The sequence below is a fragment of the Streptomyces sp. SCSIO ZS0520 genome, assembly GCF_025643355.1.
GTDB lineage: Bacteria > Actinomycetota > Actinomycetes > Streptomycetales > Streptomycetaceae > Streptomyces > Streptomyces physcomitrii.
In genome coordinates this window covers 2601182-2617452 of record NZ_CP092644.1, presented here as the reverse complement: position 1 = coordinate 2617452, position 16271 = coordinate 2601182, and the positions used below count along the sequence as shown (strand labels likewise).

Below are 16271 nucleotides of genomic sequence, written 5' to 3'. Positions count from 1 at the left end.
CCCTGTGTGACGCTCAGGTCGCGTCGAGCGTGAGCCGGGTGGCGGGGTTCAGGGCGCCCCGTTGAACTTCGCCTCGATGCGCTCGCCGAGCCGCTTGTCCACATTGCGCCAGTACTCGAAGGCGCGCTGCAGCACCGGCGGCGAGACCCCGTCCGCCAGGTGGCCCGCCACGTTGGAGACCAGGCGTTCGCGCGCGGCGTCGTCCAGGACCTCGCGGACCATGGTGCCGGGCTGGCCCCAGTCGTCGTCCTCGCGGTGCTTGGTGTACGCCTCGCGGACCAGCTCGCCCTCGGTCTGCCAGCTCGGCGGCGGGTAGTCGGCAGGGTCCGCGGCCGGGCCGCCGTAGGAGTTCGGCGCGTAGACGGCGCCGACCCGGGCGGGCTCGTACCGCATCGGCCCGTCCTTGGCGTAGGAGTGCACGGGCACATGCGGCCGGTTGGGCGGCAGCTGCGCGTAGTTGGGGCCGATCCGGTACCGGTGGGTGTCCGGGTAAGAGAAGAGCCGGCCGAGCAGCATCTTGTCGGGGGAGGGGCCGATGCCGGGCACCAGGTTCGAGGGCTCGAAGGCGGCCTGCTCGATGTGGACGAAGTAGTCCTCGGGGTTCTTGTCGAGGACCATCCGGCCGACCTCGATCAGCGGGTAGTCGCTGTGCGGCCAGACCTTGGTGAGGTCGAAGGGGTTGAACCGGTAGTCGGGCGCGTCCGCGAAGGGCATGATCTGCACCTTCAGCGTCCAACTTGGCGGGTTCCCGGCCTCGATGGACTCGTAGAGGTCGCGGCGGTGCTTGTCCGCGTCCGAGCCGGCCAGCTCGTCGGCCTCGTCCTGGGTCAGGAAGTCGATGCCCTGGTCGGTCTTGAAGTGGTACTTCACCCAGAACTTCTCGCCGCCGCCGTTGATCCACATGTAGGTGTGCGAGCCGTAGCCGTTCATGTGGCGGTAGGTCTTCGGGATGCCGCGGTCGCCCATCAGCCAGGTGACCTGGTGGGCCGACTCGGGGGAGAGGGTCCAGAAGTCCCACTGCATGTCGTTGCTGCGCAGACCGGTGCGCGGGTGGCGCTTCTGGGAGCGGATGAAGTCCTGGAACTTGATCGTGTCCCGGACGAAGAAGACCGGGGTGTTGTTGCCGACCAGGTCGTAGTTGCCGTGCTCGGTGTAGAACTTCAGCGCGAAGCCGCGGGGGTCGCGCCAGGTGTCGGGGGAGCCCATCTCCCCGGCCACCGTGGAGAAGCGGGCGAGCATCTCCGTGGTGCGGCCGGGCTGGAAGAGGTCGGCCTTGGTGAACTGGCTGACGTCGTTGGTGACGGTGAAGTGCCCGTAGGCACCGCTTCCCTTGGCGTGCACGACCCGCTCGGGGACCCGTTCGCGGTTGAACTGGGCCATCTTCTCGATGAGGTAGTGGTCCTGCAGCAGGATCGGTCCGTCGGGGCCGACGGTCAGCGAGTTCTCGTCGCTCTCCGCGGGGATGCCTGCGTTGGTCGTCGTAAGGGGAACCTTGTGCTGGGATGCCGAGGTCACGAGCGTGCTCCCGTCGGGTGCTGGGGGGTCGGGTCGCTTCGTCTCGCCTGCCAGTGAACTCCTCGGAAGTGACCCCGGCAACATTTGGACATTGTCCTGAATTCGACCCCTTCGTGACGGGCCTATCTGCCCGCCGCCTGGAAGGTCCGCCGGTACGCGAGCGGGGCCACCCCGATGGCCGCGTGCAGATGCTGGCGCAGCGAGGCGGCGGTGGCGAAGCCGACCTCGTGCGCGATCCGGTCCACCGGCAGATCGCTGGACTCCAGGAGGTGCCGGGCCCGCAGTACGCGCTGCTGGGTCAGCCAGCGGCCCGGGCTGACCCCGGTCTCCTCGCGGAACCGGCGGGCGAAGGTCCTCAGGCTCATCCGGGCGTGCGCGGCCAGCTCCTCCAGGGTCAGCGGCAGGTGGAGATGGTCCAGCGCCCAGTCCCGGGTGGCCGCGGTGCCCGCCGCGGTCGGCTCCGGCAGCGGCCGCTCGATGTACTGGGCCTGCCCGCCGTCCCGGTACGGCGGCACCACGCAGCGCCGGGCGACCTGGTTCGCCACCTCGTTGCCGTGGTCCCGGCGGACCAGGTGGAGGCAGACGTCCACCCCCGAGGCGGCGCCCGCGCTGGTCAGTACGGTGCCGTCGTCGATGAAGAGCACATCCGGGTCGAGGTCCACCGCCGGGAAGAGCTGCCGGAAGCGCTCGGCGAGCGCCCAGTGGGTGGTGGCCCTGCGGCCGTCGAGGATCCCGGCCGCCGCGAGCAGGAAGGCGCCGGTGCAGATCGAGGCGATCCGGGTGCCCGCCGGGATCCGCTCCAGCGCCCGCGCGGTCGGCGGGGACAGCTCCGCGGCGGCCAGCGAGACGGTGTACGGCGGGATGACCACGGTGTCCGCCCACTCCAGGACCTCGGGCCCGTGCTCCGCGGTGACCGTGAAGTCGGCGTCGGTGCGCACCGGGTTCCCGTCGACCGTGCAGGTCCGCACCTCGTAGCGGCCGTCGGCGCTGCCGAAGACGCGGTGCGCGATGCCCAGCTCGAAGGGGTAGACGCCCTCCATGGCGAGGACGGCCACCCGGTGCGCGCCGGGCCGGGGCCCGGAGAGGCAGAGGTAGGAGTCCACGGGGGAGGGGCCGGTGCGCGGCCGGGGTGCGGGCTCGGCGGGTCGCTCGGCGGAGGATCCGGCGGGCGGCCCGGCGGCGGTGGGCGAGGAGGAGGCCATGCCGTCCAGCATGGCACGAACTCATCGGTTGATGGCATTCATGCCATGGCGCGGTCCTGGAACCCGGCGGCACCCTGGGCCTATGACCCAGCACCGCGATCAGCACACCCCCGGCGAGCCGACCGGCACCGCCTCGGCCGCCACCCCGGCCGACGCCCCCTCCGGCCCCCGGATGCACGCCCTGAGCCAGCGCACCCTCGGCGGCCCCGAGGTCCTCGAACTGGCCGAACTGCCCCGCCCCGCCCCCGGCCCCTCCCAGCTCCTGGTGGCCGTGCACGCCGCGGGCCTGAACCCCACCGACTGGAAGCACCGCGCCCACCCGGCCTTCCTGCCCGCGCCGCCGTTCGTCCTCGGCTGGGACGTCTCCGGCACCGTCGAGGAGGTCGGCGTCGGCGTCACCCTCTTCCAGCCCGGCGACGAGGTCTTCGGGATGCTGCCCTATCCGTACGGCGCCGGCTCGCATGCCGAGTACGTCACCGGGCCCGCCCGCGCCTTCGCCCGCAAGCCCGCGGGGATCGACCACGTCCAGGCGGGCGCGCTGCCGCTCGCCTCGCTGACCGCCTGGCAGGCCCTGGTCGACACCGCCGGGCTCGAAGCGGGGCAGCGGGTGCTGATCCACGCCGCGGCGGGCGGCGTCGGCCACCTCGCCGTGCAGATCGCCAAGGCCCGCGGCGCCTACGTCATCGGCACCGCCAGCGCGGGCAAGCACGACTTCCTGCGCGGACTCGGCGCCGACGAGCTCATCGACTACCGCACCACCGACTTCGCCGAGGCGGTACGGGAGGCCGACGTCGTCCTGGACACCATCGGCGGCGAGTACCGCTCCCGCAGCCTGCGCACCCTGCGGCCGGGCGGACTGCTGGTCTCGATCCTGCCGGTGGACCGGGAGGAGCTGGTGGCCGAGGCCGAGTCGCTCGGGGTCCGCGCCGAGACCCTGCTGGTCGAGGCCGACCACACCGGTATGCAGGCGATCGCCGCCCTCGCGGCCTCCGGTCAGCTGCGCGCCGAGATCGCCGGCACCTACCCGCTGGCCGAGGGCGCCAAGGCCCACGCCCTAGGCGAGACCAACCGGACCACCGGGAAGCTGGTGCTGACGGTGCGCTGAGCGCCGCGGCCGCACATGAGGGGGAGCCCCGGTCACAGGACCGGGGCTCCCCCTCACTCTCCATCAAGGCGTACGCGGCGGCTCACCCCCGCCAGGGCACCTCGAACCACACCACCTTGCCGGTGCTCAGCCGGGTCGCGCCCCAGCGCCGGGCCAGCTTGTTGACCAGGTACAGGCCGCGGCCGCCCTCGTCGGTGGCGCGGGCCTGGCGGAGCCTCGGCAGCTGCGGGACGTCGTCGCCGACCTCGCAGCGCAGCACGTCGGTGCGCAGCAGCCGCAGGGTGATCGGGCGCGAGGCGTAGCGCACCGCGTTGGTGACCACCTCGCTGACGAGCAGCTCGACCGAGTCCGTCAGCTCCTCCAGGTCCCAGCGGGCGAGCGCGCTGCGGGCCAGCCGCCGCGCCCGGCTGGGCGTGGCGTCCTCCGGCTCCAGGAACCAGTAGGCGACATCGCTCGGCGCGATGCCGTCGAAGCGGGCGGCGAGCAGCGCGATGTCGTCGTCCCGGTCGCCCGGGCCGAGCATGTCGAGCACCTCGTCGCACAGGGCCTCAAGGGGCGGCGGGTGGTCCGGTCCGGTCAACTGCGCGGTGGCGGCGAGGCGTTCGCGCAGCTGCTCTATGCCCGTCCAGACGTCCCGCAGCCGGGACTCCACCAGGCCGTCGGTGTAGAGCAGCAGGGTGGCGCCCGCGGGCGCGTCCAGCTCCACCGCCTCGAAGTCGACGCCGCCCACGCCGATCGGGGCGCCCGGCGGCACCCGCAGCACCTCCGCCCGGCCGCCGAGGTGCAGCAGCACGGGCGGCGGATGCCCGGCGTTGGCGATGGTGATGCGGTGCGATACCGGGTCGTACACCGCGTACATGCAGGTCGCCATGCGGTCGGTGCCGAGCCGCTGGGCCTGCTCGTCGAGGTGGTGCAGGACCTCCTGCGGCGGCAGGTCCAGGCCCGCGAGGGTCTGCGCGGTGGTCCGCAGCTGGCCCATGATCGCGGCGGAGGTCATCGAGTGCCCCATGACGTCGCCGACGACCAGGGCGACCCGGCTGCCGGGCAGCGGGATCGCGTCGTACCAGTCGCCGCCGACCCGGGCGGTCTCCGCGGCCGGGAGGTAGCGGGAGGCGAGCCGGACGCCCATCGCGCGCGGCAGCGTCTCCGGGAGCATGGTGCGCTGCAACTCGTCGGCGATATAGGCCTCGCGGCCGTAGAGGACCGCCTTGTCGATGCCGAGCGCGCTGTGCGTGGCCAGCTGGGCCGCGACCAGGAGATCGTCCGTCTCGAAGGCCGAACGGTCCGGGCGGCGCAGGAAGATGGCCGCCCCGATCACCCGGCGCCGCCCCCGCAGCGGCGCCAGAATGGCCCGCTTGCCGTCCGGCAGGCTGAGGGTGTCGCCGAGCAGCTCGGGCAGCGCGGTACGGGCGGTGGCCGCGTCCGCGAAGACCGGGCGCACCCCGCGCAGCACCTCGGCGAGCGCGCCGCCCGGCTGCACCTCGCACAGCTCGGCGGTGACGGTGAGATCGGGCCCGCTCTGCAGCGGCGGCAGCGGGGTGCCCTCGGTGTCCTGGTCGAGCGGGATCCGGTCGGTGCGGCGCAGCCGCAGCACCACGGGACCGGCCGGGCGCTCGTCGCCGACCGGCAGCGGGTCGCGCAGATAGACCAGGATGGCGTCGGAGAAGGTCGGCACCGTCGCCCGGCACAGGCCCATCACGATCTCGTCGAGGTCGATGCCCCGGGCGATCCGCCGGGTCGCCGCGCCCACGAACCTCAGCCGGTCCCCGTCCCGCCGCATGGCCACGGCCGCCGGGCGCGCGGAGGCCGCCGCCTGGGTCGTCGGCCCGGCGCCCTCGTCGCCCGCTTGCATCTCCACGCCCTCCGGGGTCGGTCGCGGGCGGGGCGCATCTGGCTCGGCCGTCGACGATTGCGAATGCTCATCACTGCCGGTGCCTGCCGGGGTCACGGGGTCGCCGGACCTGGCCTGCGCCGGGGTACGCAGCAGCGCCCCGCGCGGATCTGCGGGGGTGCCCGGCCGGGCAGCCTGCTGCTGCCGGGCCTCGTGGGAGGTGGGATGCTCCGTCACGCGTGTCGAATCCGTCCGTCCGGGGCTGCGCGCCGTGCGCGCGGTGGTCTCAGGCGCGTCGGCAGTTGAGGAACAACTGGTGTTCCGGGTGAGCGCCGGTACTGGCCGGGGCGTACGCGAATGTCTCCTCGCCCGCGATCTCGAAGCCCGCCTCGCGCACCACCCGGCGCAGTTCGTCCCGCAGGAATCCCGATACCCGGATCGGGTGCCCCAGGAACGGAATTTCCGCGTCGTCCAGGTCGGCTTCCACCATGGACAGCGCGAACAGGCCACCGGGTCTGAGCAGTCGGTGGAACTGCCGCAGGGCGTACGGGATCTCCGGGCGCGGCAGCATCAGCAGTGTGAAGTAGCAGGCGATGCCGTCGAACTCCCCCAGCCCGTCGGGTCCTTCGGCACGCAGCGCCGCGAGGTCCCGCCGCAGGAACCGCCCCTCGGGGACGTTCTTGCGGGCGAGCTCCAGCATGCCCTCGGAGAGGTCGACGCCGGTCACCGCGTGGCCCGCGTCCGCGAGCGCGCGGGCCGTGGGCAGGCCGGTTCCGCAGCCCACGTCCAGCACCCGGGAGCCCGGGGGGAGTTGAGCCGCCAGCCAGCCGCCGGAGGCGAGCTGGCCCTCCTTGTGCGGGAAGGCGTCGTCGTAGCGCGCGCCGATGGCGTCGAAGGCCTCGGCCTGACCCGTACGGTCGGGTGCCGCACCGTCGCCGTATCCCTCGTAAGCCTCGCTCACGTCCTGCCGCCCCTCGATGACTGGTTGTCAGGTCCCGCACCCACTGGCGGAGTTGCAGCCGCGCGACCTTGCGGGGGAACGATCCTACGGGTCAACCATGGGGGCGCATCAAGGGTCTCATCAGGACACATGCGCGGGCGTCCGGTCCCAGTTGTCCGGCAGAGAGGGGATCGTCCACGTCGGATCCGGCCGCCAGTCCTGCCATCCGTCGGCGAACGGGGCACCCCACTCGGCGATGTGCGCCACCGCACGCCTCCCCGCCTCCCGGACCCGGCCCGCCTGACCGGCGTCCATCAGTCCGGCCCGCTGCGCCTCGGCGAACTCGTCCTCGTCGCGCCAGGACCAACTGCGGTCCTCGTACACGCAGATGTCGAGGAAGTGGTCCTCGGAGTCCACGCCGCCGGCCCAGCGCTCGCGCGGCTGCTCCAGATTGACGTACCAGTTCTTGAACCGCCAGCCCTGCTCCCAGAACAGCCAAACGGACCACGGATCGCCCGGCCGTGCGAGTTTCAGCACGCCGGTGCCGAACCACCGGTCGCGCTGCACGGCCCGCGGCTTGGTGTACCGGGTGGCCAGCGGCTCCAGGTGGACCGGGGTGCCGTCGGCGAGCACCGGCTTCACGCACTCGGTGCCCGGGGCGAGCCAGACGGCCAGCAGCTCCGCGGTGTCCTCGACGACCGTCACCGGGCGGCAGATGTGGAAGCGCTCGCCCGCGTTCTCGCGGTAGCGCCACAGGATCTGGGCGCCGGGCGGCCAGTGTCCGCCGCCGCCTCCGCCGCCCTCGCGGGCTCTGTCCGCCGTGTCTGGGTCTGTCATGAGCGGATTTTAGGTGCCCGCGGCATACACCGCTGCGGCGCGGGTCACCCGGGCCCGGGCTACCGCCGGTTACGGGCGAGTTCCGGCCACCGCGGATCCCCGCCCGCACACCCGTGCGGTTCCCGCTCGCACACCCGTGCCCCCGCGTGGTCCCCGCCCGCCCATCGCCCGGGGCATCGCGAAGTTCGCGAAGCCGCGTGCCCCCGCGCGGCCCCCGCCCGCCCGGACGGGGACCGTACGGGGGCGGCGGGAACGCCCGCCGCTACGGCCGCGTCATCCGCAGCACGTCGAGCGCCTCGTCCAGCTGCTCGACGGTGAGGTCGCCGCGCTCCACGTAACCCGACTCCAGGACCACCTCGCGGATGGTCTTCCGCTCCGCGAGCGACTTCTTGGCGACCTTCGCCGCCTCCTCGTAGCCGAGGTACTTGTTGAGCGGGGTCACCACCGAGGGCGAGGACTCGGCGTACTCCCGGGCCCGCTCCCGGTCGGCGGTGATGCCGTCCACGGTGCGGTCGGCGAGCAGCCGCGCCACGTTGGCGAGCAGCCGGATCGACTCCAGGACGTTCTTGGCGATCACCGGGAGCATCACGTTCAGCTCGAAGTTCCCGGCCGCGCCGGCCGCCGCCACGGTCGCGTCGTTCCCGGTGACCTGCGCGGCGACCATCAGGGTGGCCTCCGGGATCACCGGGTTCACCTTGCCCGGCATGATCGAGGAGCCGGGCTGGAGGTCGGGCAGCGCGATCTCGGCGAGGCCGGTGCGCGGGCCCGAGGCCATCCAGCGCAGATCGTTGGCGATCTTGGTGAACCCGACCGCGATGGTCCGCAGCTGCCCGCTGGTCTCGACGATCGCGTCCCGCGCGCCCTGCGCCTCGAAGTGGTCCCGCGCCTCGGTCAGCGGCAGCCCGGTGGCCCGCGCCACCTCGGCGATCACGGCGGCCGGGAAGCCGGGCGGGGTGTTGATCCCGGTGCCCACCGCGGTGCCGCCGAGCGGGAGTTCGGCCAGCCGCGGCAGCGAGGCCTCCAGGCGCTCGACCCCGTACCGCACCTGCGCCGCGTACCCCGCGAACTCCTGCCCCAGCGTCACCGGCGTGGCGTCCATCAGATGCGTACGCCCCGACTTCACGACATCCGCGAACTCCTCCGCCTTGCGGCCGAGCGCGGCGGCCAGATGGTCCAGGGCCGGGATCAGATCGCGGGTCACGGCCGCCGTCGCCGCGATGTGGATCGAGGACGGGAAGACGTCGTTGGAGGACTGCGAGGCGTTCACATGGTCGTTGGGGTGGACCTCCCGCCCCAGCCGCTCGGTCGCCAGCGTGGCGAGCACCTCGTTGGTGTTCATGTTCGAGGAGGTGCCGGACCCCGTCTGGAAGACGTCGACCGGGAAGTGCGCGTCCCACCGCCCCTCGGCGACCTCCCGCGCGGCCTCCCGCACCGCCTCGGCGATGTCCTTGTCGAGGACCCCGAGCTCGGCGTTCACCTTCGCCGCGGCCGCCTTGATCTGCGCCAGCGCCTCGATGTGCGCCCGCTCGATCCGCTGCCCCGAGACCGGGAAGTTCTCCACCGCCCGCTGCGTCTGCGCCCGCCATTTCGCCTCCGCGGGAACCCGGACCTCTCCCATGGAGTCGTGCTCGATGCGGTACTCGCCGCCGGGGCCGGGCGCGGGGGTGCCGTGCGTCGTGGTCATGTGTGGTGTACCTCCTGGTGGGGGAGCGGTGGGCGGGGCGGCGGGTATTCCCCTTACTCGTACTTACTCGTACCTACTGGTGAGTCAATAGATTCCCAAGAGACTTCCCACTGTCTGTGACTGCGTGATTGCGTGGACGCCAATATGTTCGAGATCGGCATCGCTGTGCTGACCGCTGGCCATGCCACAGCCAGGGGAGGTCCGGGGGCGCGATGAGCGACCTGACGATCGACGGCACGGTCTTCGAGGACCTGCGCAAGATCTTCCGCACCGTGTCGGGCCGCATGGGCGACGCGCGCACCACGCTCAAGCACGCGGACGGTTCCGCCGTGGGCGCCGAGAAGCTCGTGGAGGAACTGCACGACTTCGCGGATGAGTGGGGCTACGGCATGAAGCAGCTCGGTAAACACGCCCAGGGCGCCGTGAAGATGATCGACAAGATCGGCAAGACCTTCGACGAGCTGGACCACGAACTCGCGGAGGCTCTCAAGCCGAAGAAGACCAAGGCGAAGGGCGAGGGGAAGTGAAGGGGGAGCGGGAATGACGAGGCCACCGCTGCCCAACATCGGCCGCGACCCGACACCGGGCGACGTCCAGGAGACCAAGCAGCTCGCCCGCAAGATCGACGCGCTCGCGACCGACTTCGGCACCACCGTCTCGGAGTTGACCGGCATCTCGGCCGGCGACTGGAAGGGCAAGACCGCGCGGTCCTTCTCCGACCATGTCGACGAGGACCTCACCCCGCTGTTCAAGAAGGCGCACAAGTCCTTCGACAAGGCCGCCCGCGCCCTGAAGAAGTGGGCGCACGAACTCCAGGACTTCCAGGACGAGACCGACCGCTTGGAGGCCGCGGCCAAGAAGGCGTACGAGGCCGAGGCCAAGGAGAAGGCCGAGGACGGCAAGCACGCCAAGGACAAGAAGGGCGCCGACACAGCCGGCAAGGGCGACGCCGAGCCCGCCGCCGATGACGGCCTCGACGTCCAGGGCTGCATGGACTGGCTGCATGACCTGGACGAGCGCTACGCGGCCGCTGCCAAGCGGATCGCCGAGGAACTCGACAAGGCCGGCGACATCGCCCCTGACGAGCCCGGCCTCTTCGACAAGATCGGCAACGCCTTCAAGAGCGCGGCGGACTGGGTGAAGGACCACGCGGACCTGATCAAGCTTGTGGGGGATCTGCTCAGCGACCTCAGCGGCATCCTCGGTTTCCTCGCGATCATCACGATGCCGTTCGAGCCGTTGGGACTGATCTTCGGGGCTGCGGCCCTGGTCACCACTGGACTGGCACTCGGCGCGCATGGTCTGGCCATGGCGGCGGGAGCCGATGTCGGCTGGGCGACCCTGGGCCTCGATGCGGTGGGTCTCCTTCCGGGCATCGGGGCGTTCGGGAAGGGGGCGAAAGTGGCCGACCTGGCCACGGCGACTGCTCGGGCGGCCAAACTGGGCAAGGGTTTCAAGGCGACCAAGCTCGCCACCTCGAAAGTGCCGTTCGCCTTCGGGAAGGCGGCGGAAGGCCTCGAAGGGGGACTGCGGCTCGGCAACAAGGTCGTGCTCGGGGGAACAGCGAAGAACATGGGGCTGGTGTTCCACGAGAGCAGTGGGCTCATGAGCCGCATGGCCGGGATATCCCAGGCGGGTTACCGGGAGGGGCAGTTCCTTGGGAGCAAGGGATGGAACATGCTTCCCTTCGGCGGGCATGTGAATCCGGAAGGCGCCCTGGCCAGGGGAATTGACGCAGGGATGAAAATCGCTCCGAAGGGCCTCAGCATTCCTCAGCACGTAGGCGAGGCCTTGCACCCGGGTGACTCGTTCCATGAATCTGCCGGCGCACACTGAGGAGTTGGACCGAGTGACAGTCTGGTCCCCCGACCCAGGGGAGAACCCGCTCTCCCGGAAACCCGTCATGTTCGCGACCGGTCTGGCCCCCGCGGTGAAGGGGATGCGGTGGTTCCGTGACCCCGACCGCCGAGACGTTCAGTATGAGCTGCCCGGCTGGCCGGAGGGGCCGACGTTCGCCCCCAGGCGCCCGGGATCCGCACGTACCCGGAAGGCGGCAGGAGCGGGCGGGAGGATCCTGGCCGTCCTGGCCATGACGGTCCTCAACGGTGGTGGCGGCGTGGGCGGTTGGCGGACTCCGGGCACCGTGCAGGACCCCGCGGACGAAGTGGACGACTTTCCCGTGATGTGGGGGGCGCCGGGCACGATCGCCCGCACTCTGCCGTGGCAGCTGGACCCGGCGCGTGGCCCCGAGGGGCAGCGGACCCATCTGATCGTCACCGACAGGCGGCTGCTGCTCGTGGCAGTTCGTGGCACCGGAGTCGTGGCGGACGACGATCTCCTGTGGGAGGTGCCACTCTCCCAGGTGTCCGGCGTGCGGCTGATGGACTTCAGCGAGGTCAGCGGCCGGGGCATGTACGCCACGAAGAGCGACTTCCGTATCGACTTCGCCGATGGCTCCTGGTGCAGGCTCGCCGCGCAGTTCCGTGGCGAACTCACCATGTATCTGACGACCCCTCTTCTTGTCGTACCGACCGAGGAGTTGAGCGCGGGCCAACGGGCCCGGATCGACTCGTTCGTGGCAGGCAGGCCGCTCCAGTCGCCTCCCGTCGTCACCCGGCGGGAAAGCGGGAACTACCTGGTTCAGATCCGGGTTTCCCCGGAGGTGGACGCGGCCGTGGGATTCGACACCGAGTTCGACCGGATGGGCGCGGACGGTCAGGACGTGGAGTACGTGGACGGTGACCTGTGGCGGCAGACATGAACGCGGTGCCGGGCGGAGCTCCTTCCTCTGCCGAAGGTGTCCCCGTCTCCGAGGTGCCGCCTCTGTGGTTCACCACCCCCGAAGGGTTCTTCGCGCTTCCCGTCGCGGCCACCGAGGACGAACTCCAGCCCCTGGCACAGGAGTTCGTGCGGGGGCTGTACTCGCAGGGGGATGAAGCCTTGTGGGCCCCCGCCTCCTCCTATTACGCCGCCGTCACATCGGCGATGGCTTCGGGAGGGCTCTCGTACGCGGCGATGGGGCTGTTCTCCACGGAGTCCGGCGGCGTCGTGCAGTGCGCTCTCACGGTCGCCGCCGTGCCGACGGAACACGAGGACCCGGACGTCGCGGCTCAGGGCATCCTCGCGGCGCTGAGGTCCGACCCGCTCAATGACGCACGATGGCTGGACCTGCCCTGCGGGCCGAGCGCCTCCTGCGTCACCATCCGAGAGGTCGTTCTGGACCCCGCAGTCACCGCCTCGGGTGAGGAGACCAAGCTGCTCACGGGACAGATCCAGGTCCACGTCCCGTTCCCGCACGCGCCCTGCACCGCCGTCTTCACCCTGTACACGGCATCCGTGGACTACTGGGTGGAGTGGTGCGAGGTCATGAACACCGTGCTGGGGACCGTGGCCTTCTCGCCGCCGGAGCAAGCCGAGGCCCCGGTATCCGCGGCCTCTCCACTGAACCGGTGAGCGGCCCCGTTCCCTCCACTCACCACCCCGCAACCTCCCGTAGGAGCACCCGTCATGCCCGTCTGGCAGCCCGAGTCCGCCGACGAGTACGTGCTCGGCCGCGTCCCCGTAGTCTTCGCGAGCGGGGCAGCGGTGGCCGTCTCCGGGATGCGCTGGTTCAGGGACGCGCAGCGGCGGGACATCCAGGACGAGCTGCCCGGTTGGCCACCCGGACCGCTGTTCACCCGGAAGGAGGGAGCCGAACGACACGGTCGTGGCGCACTGCGGGTCGCGGGCCGGGCGGTCGGCGCTCTGGTCATGGCCGCGCTGACCGGAGGGGGCGGAGCGGGAGGGGTGAGCGTCCCTGGACGCCCGGAGGACCCGCCCAACGAGACAGAGGACTTTCCGGTTCTCTGGGGCGACCACGGAAGCACGGCGCGTACCCTGCCTTGGCAGTTGGACATCTCCCGGCGTCCGCGGAACTACCGCACGCACCTCACGGTGACGAACCGACGATTGCTGATCACGGGATTTCCGCATGCGGACGAGATTCACGACGAGGTGCTCTGGCAAGTCGATCGCGATGAGGTGTCGTCGGTACGACGCAAGGATTTCAGTGCCTTCGTGGGAGACGACTACCGCGCCACTCGCTGCGATATGCAGATCGCTTTCGCCGACGAGTCCTGGTGCAGGCTGGCTTCGAACTTCCGGGACGAGATCTGCGAATACCTGGTCGACGGGGCGAAGCCGGTGCCGCTGAACAGCCTTTCCGTGGACCAGCGGGCACGCGTGGAAGAGTTCCGTGCACGGCACGCGGGAGAGGGTTCCGCCCTGGTGACGTTGCGGGACGACGGAATCTACCGCGTCGATGTGCGCGATCCCGCCAAGACCGACGCGTTTTCGGGGATGTTCGTGGCGTCCGATTTCATGGATCGGACGGGCGGGGATCCGGACGATTCCTGAGATCCGCCGCCCCCCGCCCCCCGGGTACGGAACCTGCTCCGCCTCAGGCCCCCTGCCGCACCGGAATGCTCAAGATCGTCGGTGACTCCGCCGGGGCCTGGAAGAAGTCGTTGCCCTTGTCGTCGACGACGATGAACGCGGGGAAGTCCTCGACCTCGATCTTCCAGACGGCCTCCATGCCGAGTTCCTCGTACTCGACGACCTCGACCTTCTTGATGCAGTCCTGGGCGAGGCGCGCCGCCGGGCCGCCGATGGAGCCGAGGTAGAAGCCGCCGTGGGTGTCGCAGGCCTCGGTGACCTGTCGGGAGCGGTTGCCCTTGGCGAGCATGACCTTGGAGCCGCCGGCGGCCTGGAACTGCGCCACGTAGGAGTCCATCCGCCCGGCCGTGGTCGGGCCGAAGGAGCCGGAGGCGTAGCCCTCGGGGGTCTTGGCCGGGCCCGCGTAGTAGACCGGGTGGTCCTTGAGGTACTGGGGCATCTCCTCGCCCGCGTCCAGGCGCTCCTTGATCTTGGCGTGCGCGATGTCGCGGGCCACCACCAGCGGGCCGGTCAGCGAGAGGCGGGTCTTGACGGGGTACTTGGTCAGCTCGGCGAGGATCTCGTCCATGGGGCGGCCGAGGTCGACGCGGACCACGTCGTCCTCGTCGGCCGAGAGGTGCTCGTCGGTGGTGTCGGGCAGGAAGCGCGCCGGGTCGGTCTCCAGCTGCTCCAGGAAGACGCCCTCGGCGGTGATCTTCGCGACGGCCTGCCGGTCGGCGGAGCAGGAGACCGCGATCGCGACCGGGCAGGAGGCGCCGTGCCGGGGCAGGCGGACCACCCGGACGTCGTGGCAGAAGTACTTGCCGCCGAACTGCGCGCCGATGCCGATCTTCTGCGTCAGCTCGAAGACCTTCTCCTCCAGGTCCTTGTCCCGGAAGCCGTGGCCGAGCGCGGAGCCCTCGGCCGGGATCTCGTCGAGGTAGTGCGCGGAGGCGTACTTGGCGGTCTTGAGCGCGTACTCGGCGGAGGTGCCGCCGACCACGATGGCGAGGTGGTACGGCGGGCAGGCGGCCGTGCCCAGCGAGCGGATCTTCTCCTCCAGGAACTTCATCATGGAGGCCTCGTTGAGGACCGCCTTGGTCTCCTGGTAGAGGAAGGACTTGTTGGCGCTGCCGCCGCCCTTGGCCATGAAGAGGAACTTGTAGGCGCCGCCGTCGGTCGCGTACAGCTCGATCTGCGCGGGGAGGTTGGAGCCGGTGTTCTTCTCCTCCCACATGGTCAGCGGGGCCATCTGCGAGTAGCGCAGATTGAGGTTCTGGTACGCGTCGTGGATGCCGCGCGAGAGGGCCGCCTCGTCGCCGCCCTCGGTGAGGACCTGCTGGCCGCGCTTGCCCATCACGATCGCGGTGCCGGTGTCCTGGCACATCGGCAGGACGCCCGCGGCAGCGATGTTCGCGTTCTTCAGCAGGTCCAGGGCCACGAACTTGTCGTTCGAGGAGGCCTCCGGGTCGTCGATGATGCGGCGCAGCTGGGCGAGGTGGGCGGGGCGGAGGTAGTGCTGGATGTCGTGGATCGCCTCTTCGGCGAGCGTGCGCAGCGCCTCGGGCTCGACCTTGAGGAAGGTGCGCCCGTCCGCCTCGAAGGTGCTCACGCCCTGCGCGGTCACCAGACGGTAGGGGGTCGTGTCCTCCCCGGTCGGCAGCAGATCGGTGTACGCGAACTCCGGCATGATGCGGCTTTTCCTCACTCGGCAGACATCGCTGGCCTCCCTGGGCAGCGCCCACCAGAGTAGAACCTGCCGGGGCCGCCGCTCCTGTGAGGTAAGGCTCAGCGGCCCGGCGGGAGGGGCCCGATCCGGCGGCGGCCGGGACCCTGCCGGGCCGGGCGGGAAGGCGCGGCACGGCGGGACCGGATGCCCTAGTCGCGATCTATCGCGTTCGGTAGGGTGGATCCGTGGACCTCGAAAAGCGCCCCCAGCCGTCGGGGCAGCCCTCGGAGCAGACCTCGGGGCAGTCGGTGGAGGTGCCCTCGCGGGCGCCGTTCGCCGAGCCCGGGGAGCCGCCGCTGCGCGCCTCGGACGCCGACCGTGACCGTATCGCCGACATCCTCAGAGAGGCGCTGGCCGAGGGCCGGCTCACCCCCGAGGAGCACTCCGAGCGGATCGACTCCGTCTACCGGGCCAAGACCCAGGGCGAGTTGGAGCCGCTGGTGCGCGATCTGCCGGGCGCGCACCGCGGGGGGCCGCAGCTGGCGGTGCCCGGGCGGCCCGTCCCCGGCACCATCCCGGCGGAGCCGGACGAGAACCTGGTCGCGGTGTTCAGCGCCTCGGTGCGCAAGGGGCGCTGGCGGGTCGGCCGCAGGACCCACGCCTACGCGGTCTTCGGCAGCGTGGAGATCGACCTGAGCCAGGCGGTCTTCGAGTACCCGCAGGTGGTGATCAAGGCGGTCTCGGTCTTCGGCAGCGTCGAGGTGCGGGTCCCGGAGAATGTCTCGCTGCGCGGCAGCGGCGGCGGCGTACTCGGCAACTTCGAGGTCGACACCCTGGATTCCGCCGAACCGGAAGCGCCCGTCGTCTACGTCGAGGGCGTCGCCGTCCTCGGGAACATCGACGCCAAGGCCAAGCGCGGCAAGCTCATCAGCAACCTCCAGCGCAAGCTGCGCGGCAAGGGGCACGGCTCGCACTTCGGCCACTGACCTGGGGTTTCCCGCGGTACGGCGGTCCCGCTCGCCGGGGTCGCGGGCCGCTCGCCGGGCTCGCTGCCACGAGGGTCGGCAGGACGCGG

At 71.2% G+C, this 16271-nt stretch carries 14 protein-coding genes; 7 read left to right on the top strand and 7 right to left on the bottom strand.

Annotation, left to right across the window (positions count from 1 at the left end; all coding sequences use genetic code 11):
- Positions 1 to 48 precede the first annotated feature (48 nt).
- Both MID12_RS09655 and MID12_RS09650 read right to left on the bottom strand, forming a co-directional pair.
- Positions 49 to 1515: a catalase gene (locus MID12_RS09655; RefSeq protein ID WP_040248911.1), complete on the bottom strand. Its 1467-nt coding sequence runs from the start codon at positions 1513 to 1515 to the stop codon at positions 49 to 51.
- A 122-nt stretch (positions 1516 to 1637) separates the two neighbouring features.
- Positions 1638 to 2729 (bottom strand): GlxA family transcriptional regulator, encoded by a 1092-nt coding sequence (locus MID12_RS09650; RefSeq protein WP_263166183.1) that lies wholly within the window; start codon positions 2727 to 2729, stop codon positions 1638 to 1640.
- A gap of 70 nt (positions 2730 to 2799) precedes the next feature.
- Between MID12_RS09650 and MID12_RS09645 the strand changes: the two genes are divergently transcribed.
- Entirely contained in the window at positions 2800 to 3822 is a 1023-nt protein-coding gene (locus MID12_RS09645) for an NADP-dependent oxidoreductase (RefSeq protein ID WP_411576931.1), read from the top strand.
- 82 nt (positions 3823 to 3904) lie between these two features.
- Here the strand turns inward: MID12_RS09645 and MID12_RS09640 are convergent, their stop codons facing one another.
- The 4 genes from MID12_RS09640 to MID12_RS09625 form a co-directional block, all read right to left on the bottom strand.
- The gene (locus tag MID12_RS09640; protein WP_079152724.1) at positions 3905 to 5890 is read right to left on the bottom strand and encodes an ATP-binding SpoIIE family protein phosphatase; all 1986 of its coding nucleotides are present in this window, start codon (positions 5888 to 5890) and stop codon (positions 3905 to 3907) included.
- Between the two features lie 49 nt (positions 5891 to 5939).
- Entirely contained in the window at positions 5940 to 6614 is a 675-nt protein-coding gene (locus MID12_RS09635; protein ID WP_040248904.1) for a class I SAM-dependent DNA methyltransferase, read from the bottom strand.
- Between the two features lie 120 nt (positions 6615 to 6734).
- Positions 6735 to 7430 carry a DUF402 domain-containing protein gene (locus tag MID12_RS09630; RefSeq protein WP_263166179.1) on the bottom strand — a complete coding sequence of 232 codons (696 nt, stop codon included), beginning with the start codon at positions 7428 to 7430 and terminating at the stop codon, positions 6735 to 6737.
- A 262-nt stretch (positions 7431 to 7692) separates the two neighbouring features.
- A complete protein-coding gene (locus tag MID12_RS09625) occupies positions 7693 to 9114 on the bottom strand; it encodes a class II fumarate hydratase (protein ID WP_263166177.1) in 1422 nt (473 codons plus the stop codon).
- Positions 9115 to 9326: 212 nt separating this feature from the next.
- Between MID12_RS09625 and MID12_RS09620 the strand changes: the two genes are divergently transcribed.
- From MID12_RS09620 to MID12_RS09600, 5 genes are all read left to right on the top strand, one after another.
- Entirely contained in the window at positions 9327 to 9641 is a 315-nt protein-coding gene (locus MID12_RS09620) for a hypothetical protein (protein WP_040248896.1), read from the top strand.
- Positions 9642 to 9654: 13 nt separating this feature from the next.
- On the top strand, positions 9655 to 10950 hold the full coding sequence (locus MID12_RS09615) for a putative T7SS-secreted protein (RefSeq protein WP_263166175.1): 1296 nt from the start codon (positions 9655 to 9657) through the stop codon (positions 10948 to 10950).
- A 253-nt stretch (positions 10951 to 11203) separates the two neighbouring features.
- A complete protein-coding gene (locus MID12_RS09610; protein ID WP_263166172.1) occupies positions 11204 to 11875 on the top strand; it encodes a hypothetical protein in 672 nt (223 codons plus the stop codon).
- Between the two features lie 53 nt (positions 11876 to 11928).
- Positions 11929 to 12567 carry a hypothetical protein gene (locus MID12_RS09605; RefSeq protein WP_263166168.1) on the top strand — a complete coding sequence of 213 codons (639 nt, stop codon included), beginning with the start codon at positions 11929 to 11931 and terminating at the stop codon, positions 12565 to 12567.
- Positions 12568 to 12621: 54 nt separating this feature from the next.
- Positions 12622 to 13509 carry a hypothetical protein gene (locus MID12_RS09600; RefSeq protein ID WP_263166165.1) on the top strand — a complete coding sequence of 296 codons (888 nt, stop codon included), beginning with the start codon at positions 12622 to 12624 and terminating at the stop codon, positions 13507 to 13509.
- A gap of 43 nt (positions 13510 to 13552) precedes the next feature.
- Here MID12_RS09600 and MID12_RS09595 read toward each other — a convergent pair whose 3' ends face one another.
- The gene (locus MID12_RS09595; protein WP_040248888.1) at positions 13553 to 15217 is read right to left on the bottom strand and encodes a fumarate hydratase; all 1665 of its coding nucleotides are present in this window, start codon (positions 15215 to 15217) and stop codon (positions 13553 to 13555) included.
- Between the two features lie 224 nt (positions 15218 to 15441).
- Between MID12_RS09595 and MID12_RS09590 the strand changes: the two genes are divergently transcribed.
- A complete protein-coding gene (locus MID12_RS09590) occupies positions 15442 to 16182 on the top strand; it encodes a DUF1707 domain-containing protein (protein ID WP_078844855.1) in 741 nt (246 codons plus the stop codon).
- Positions 16183 to 16271 lie beyond the last annotated feature (89 nt).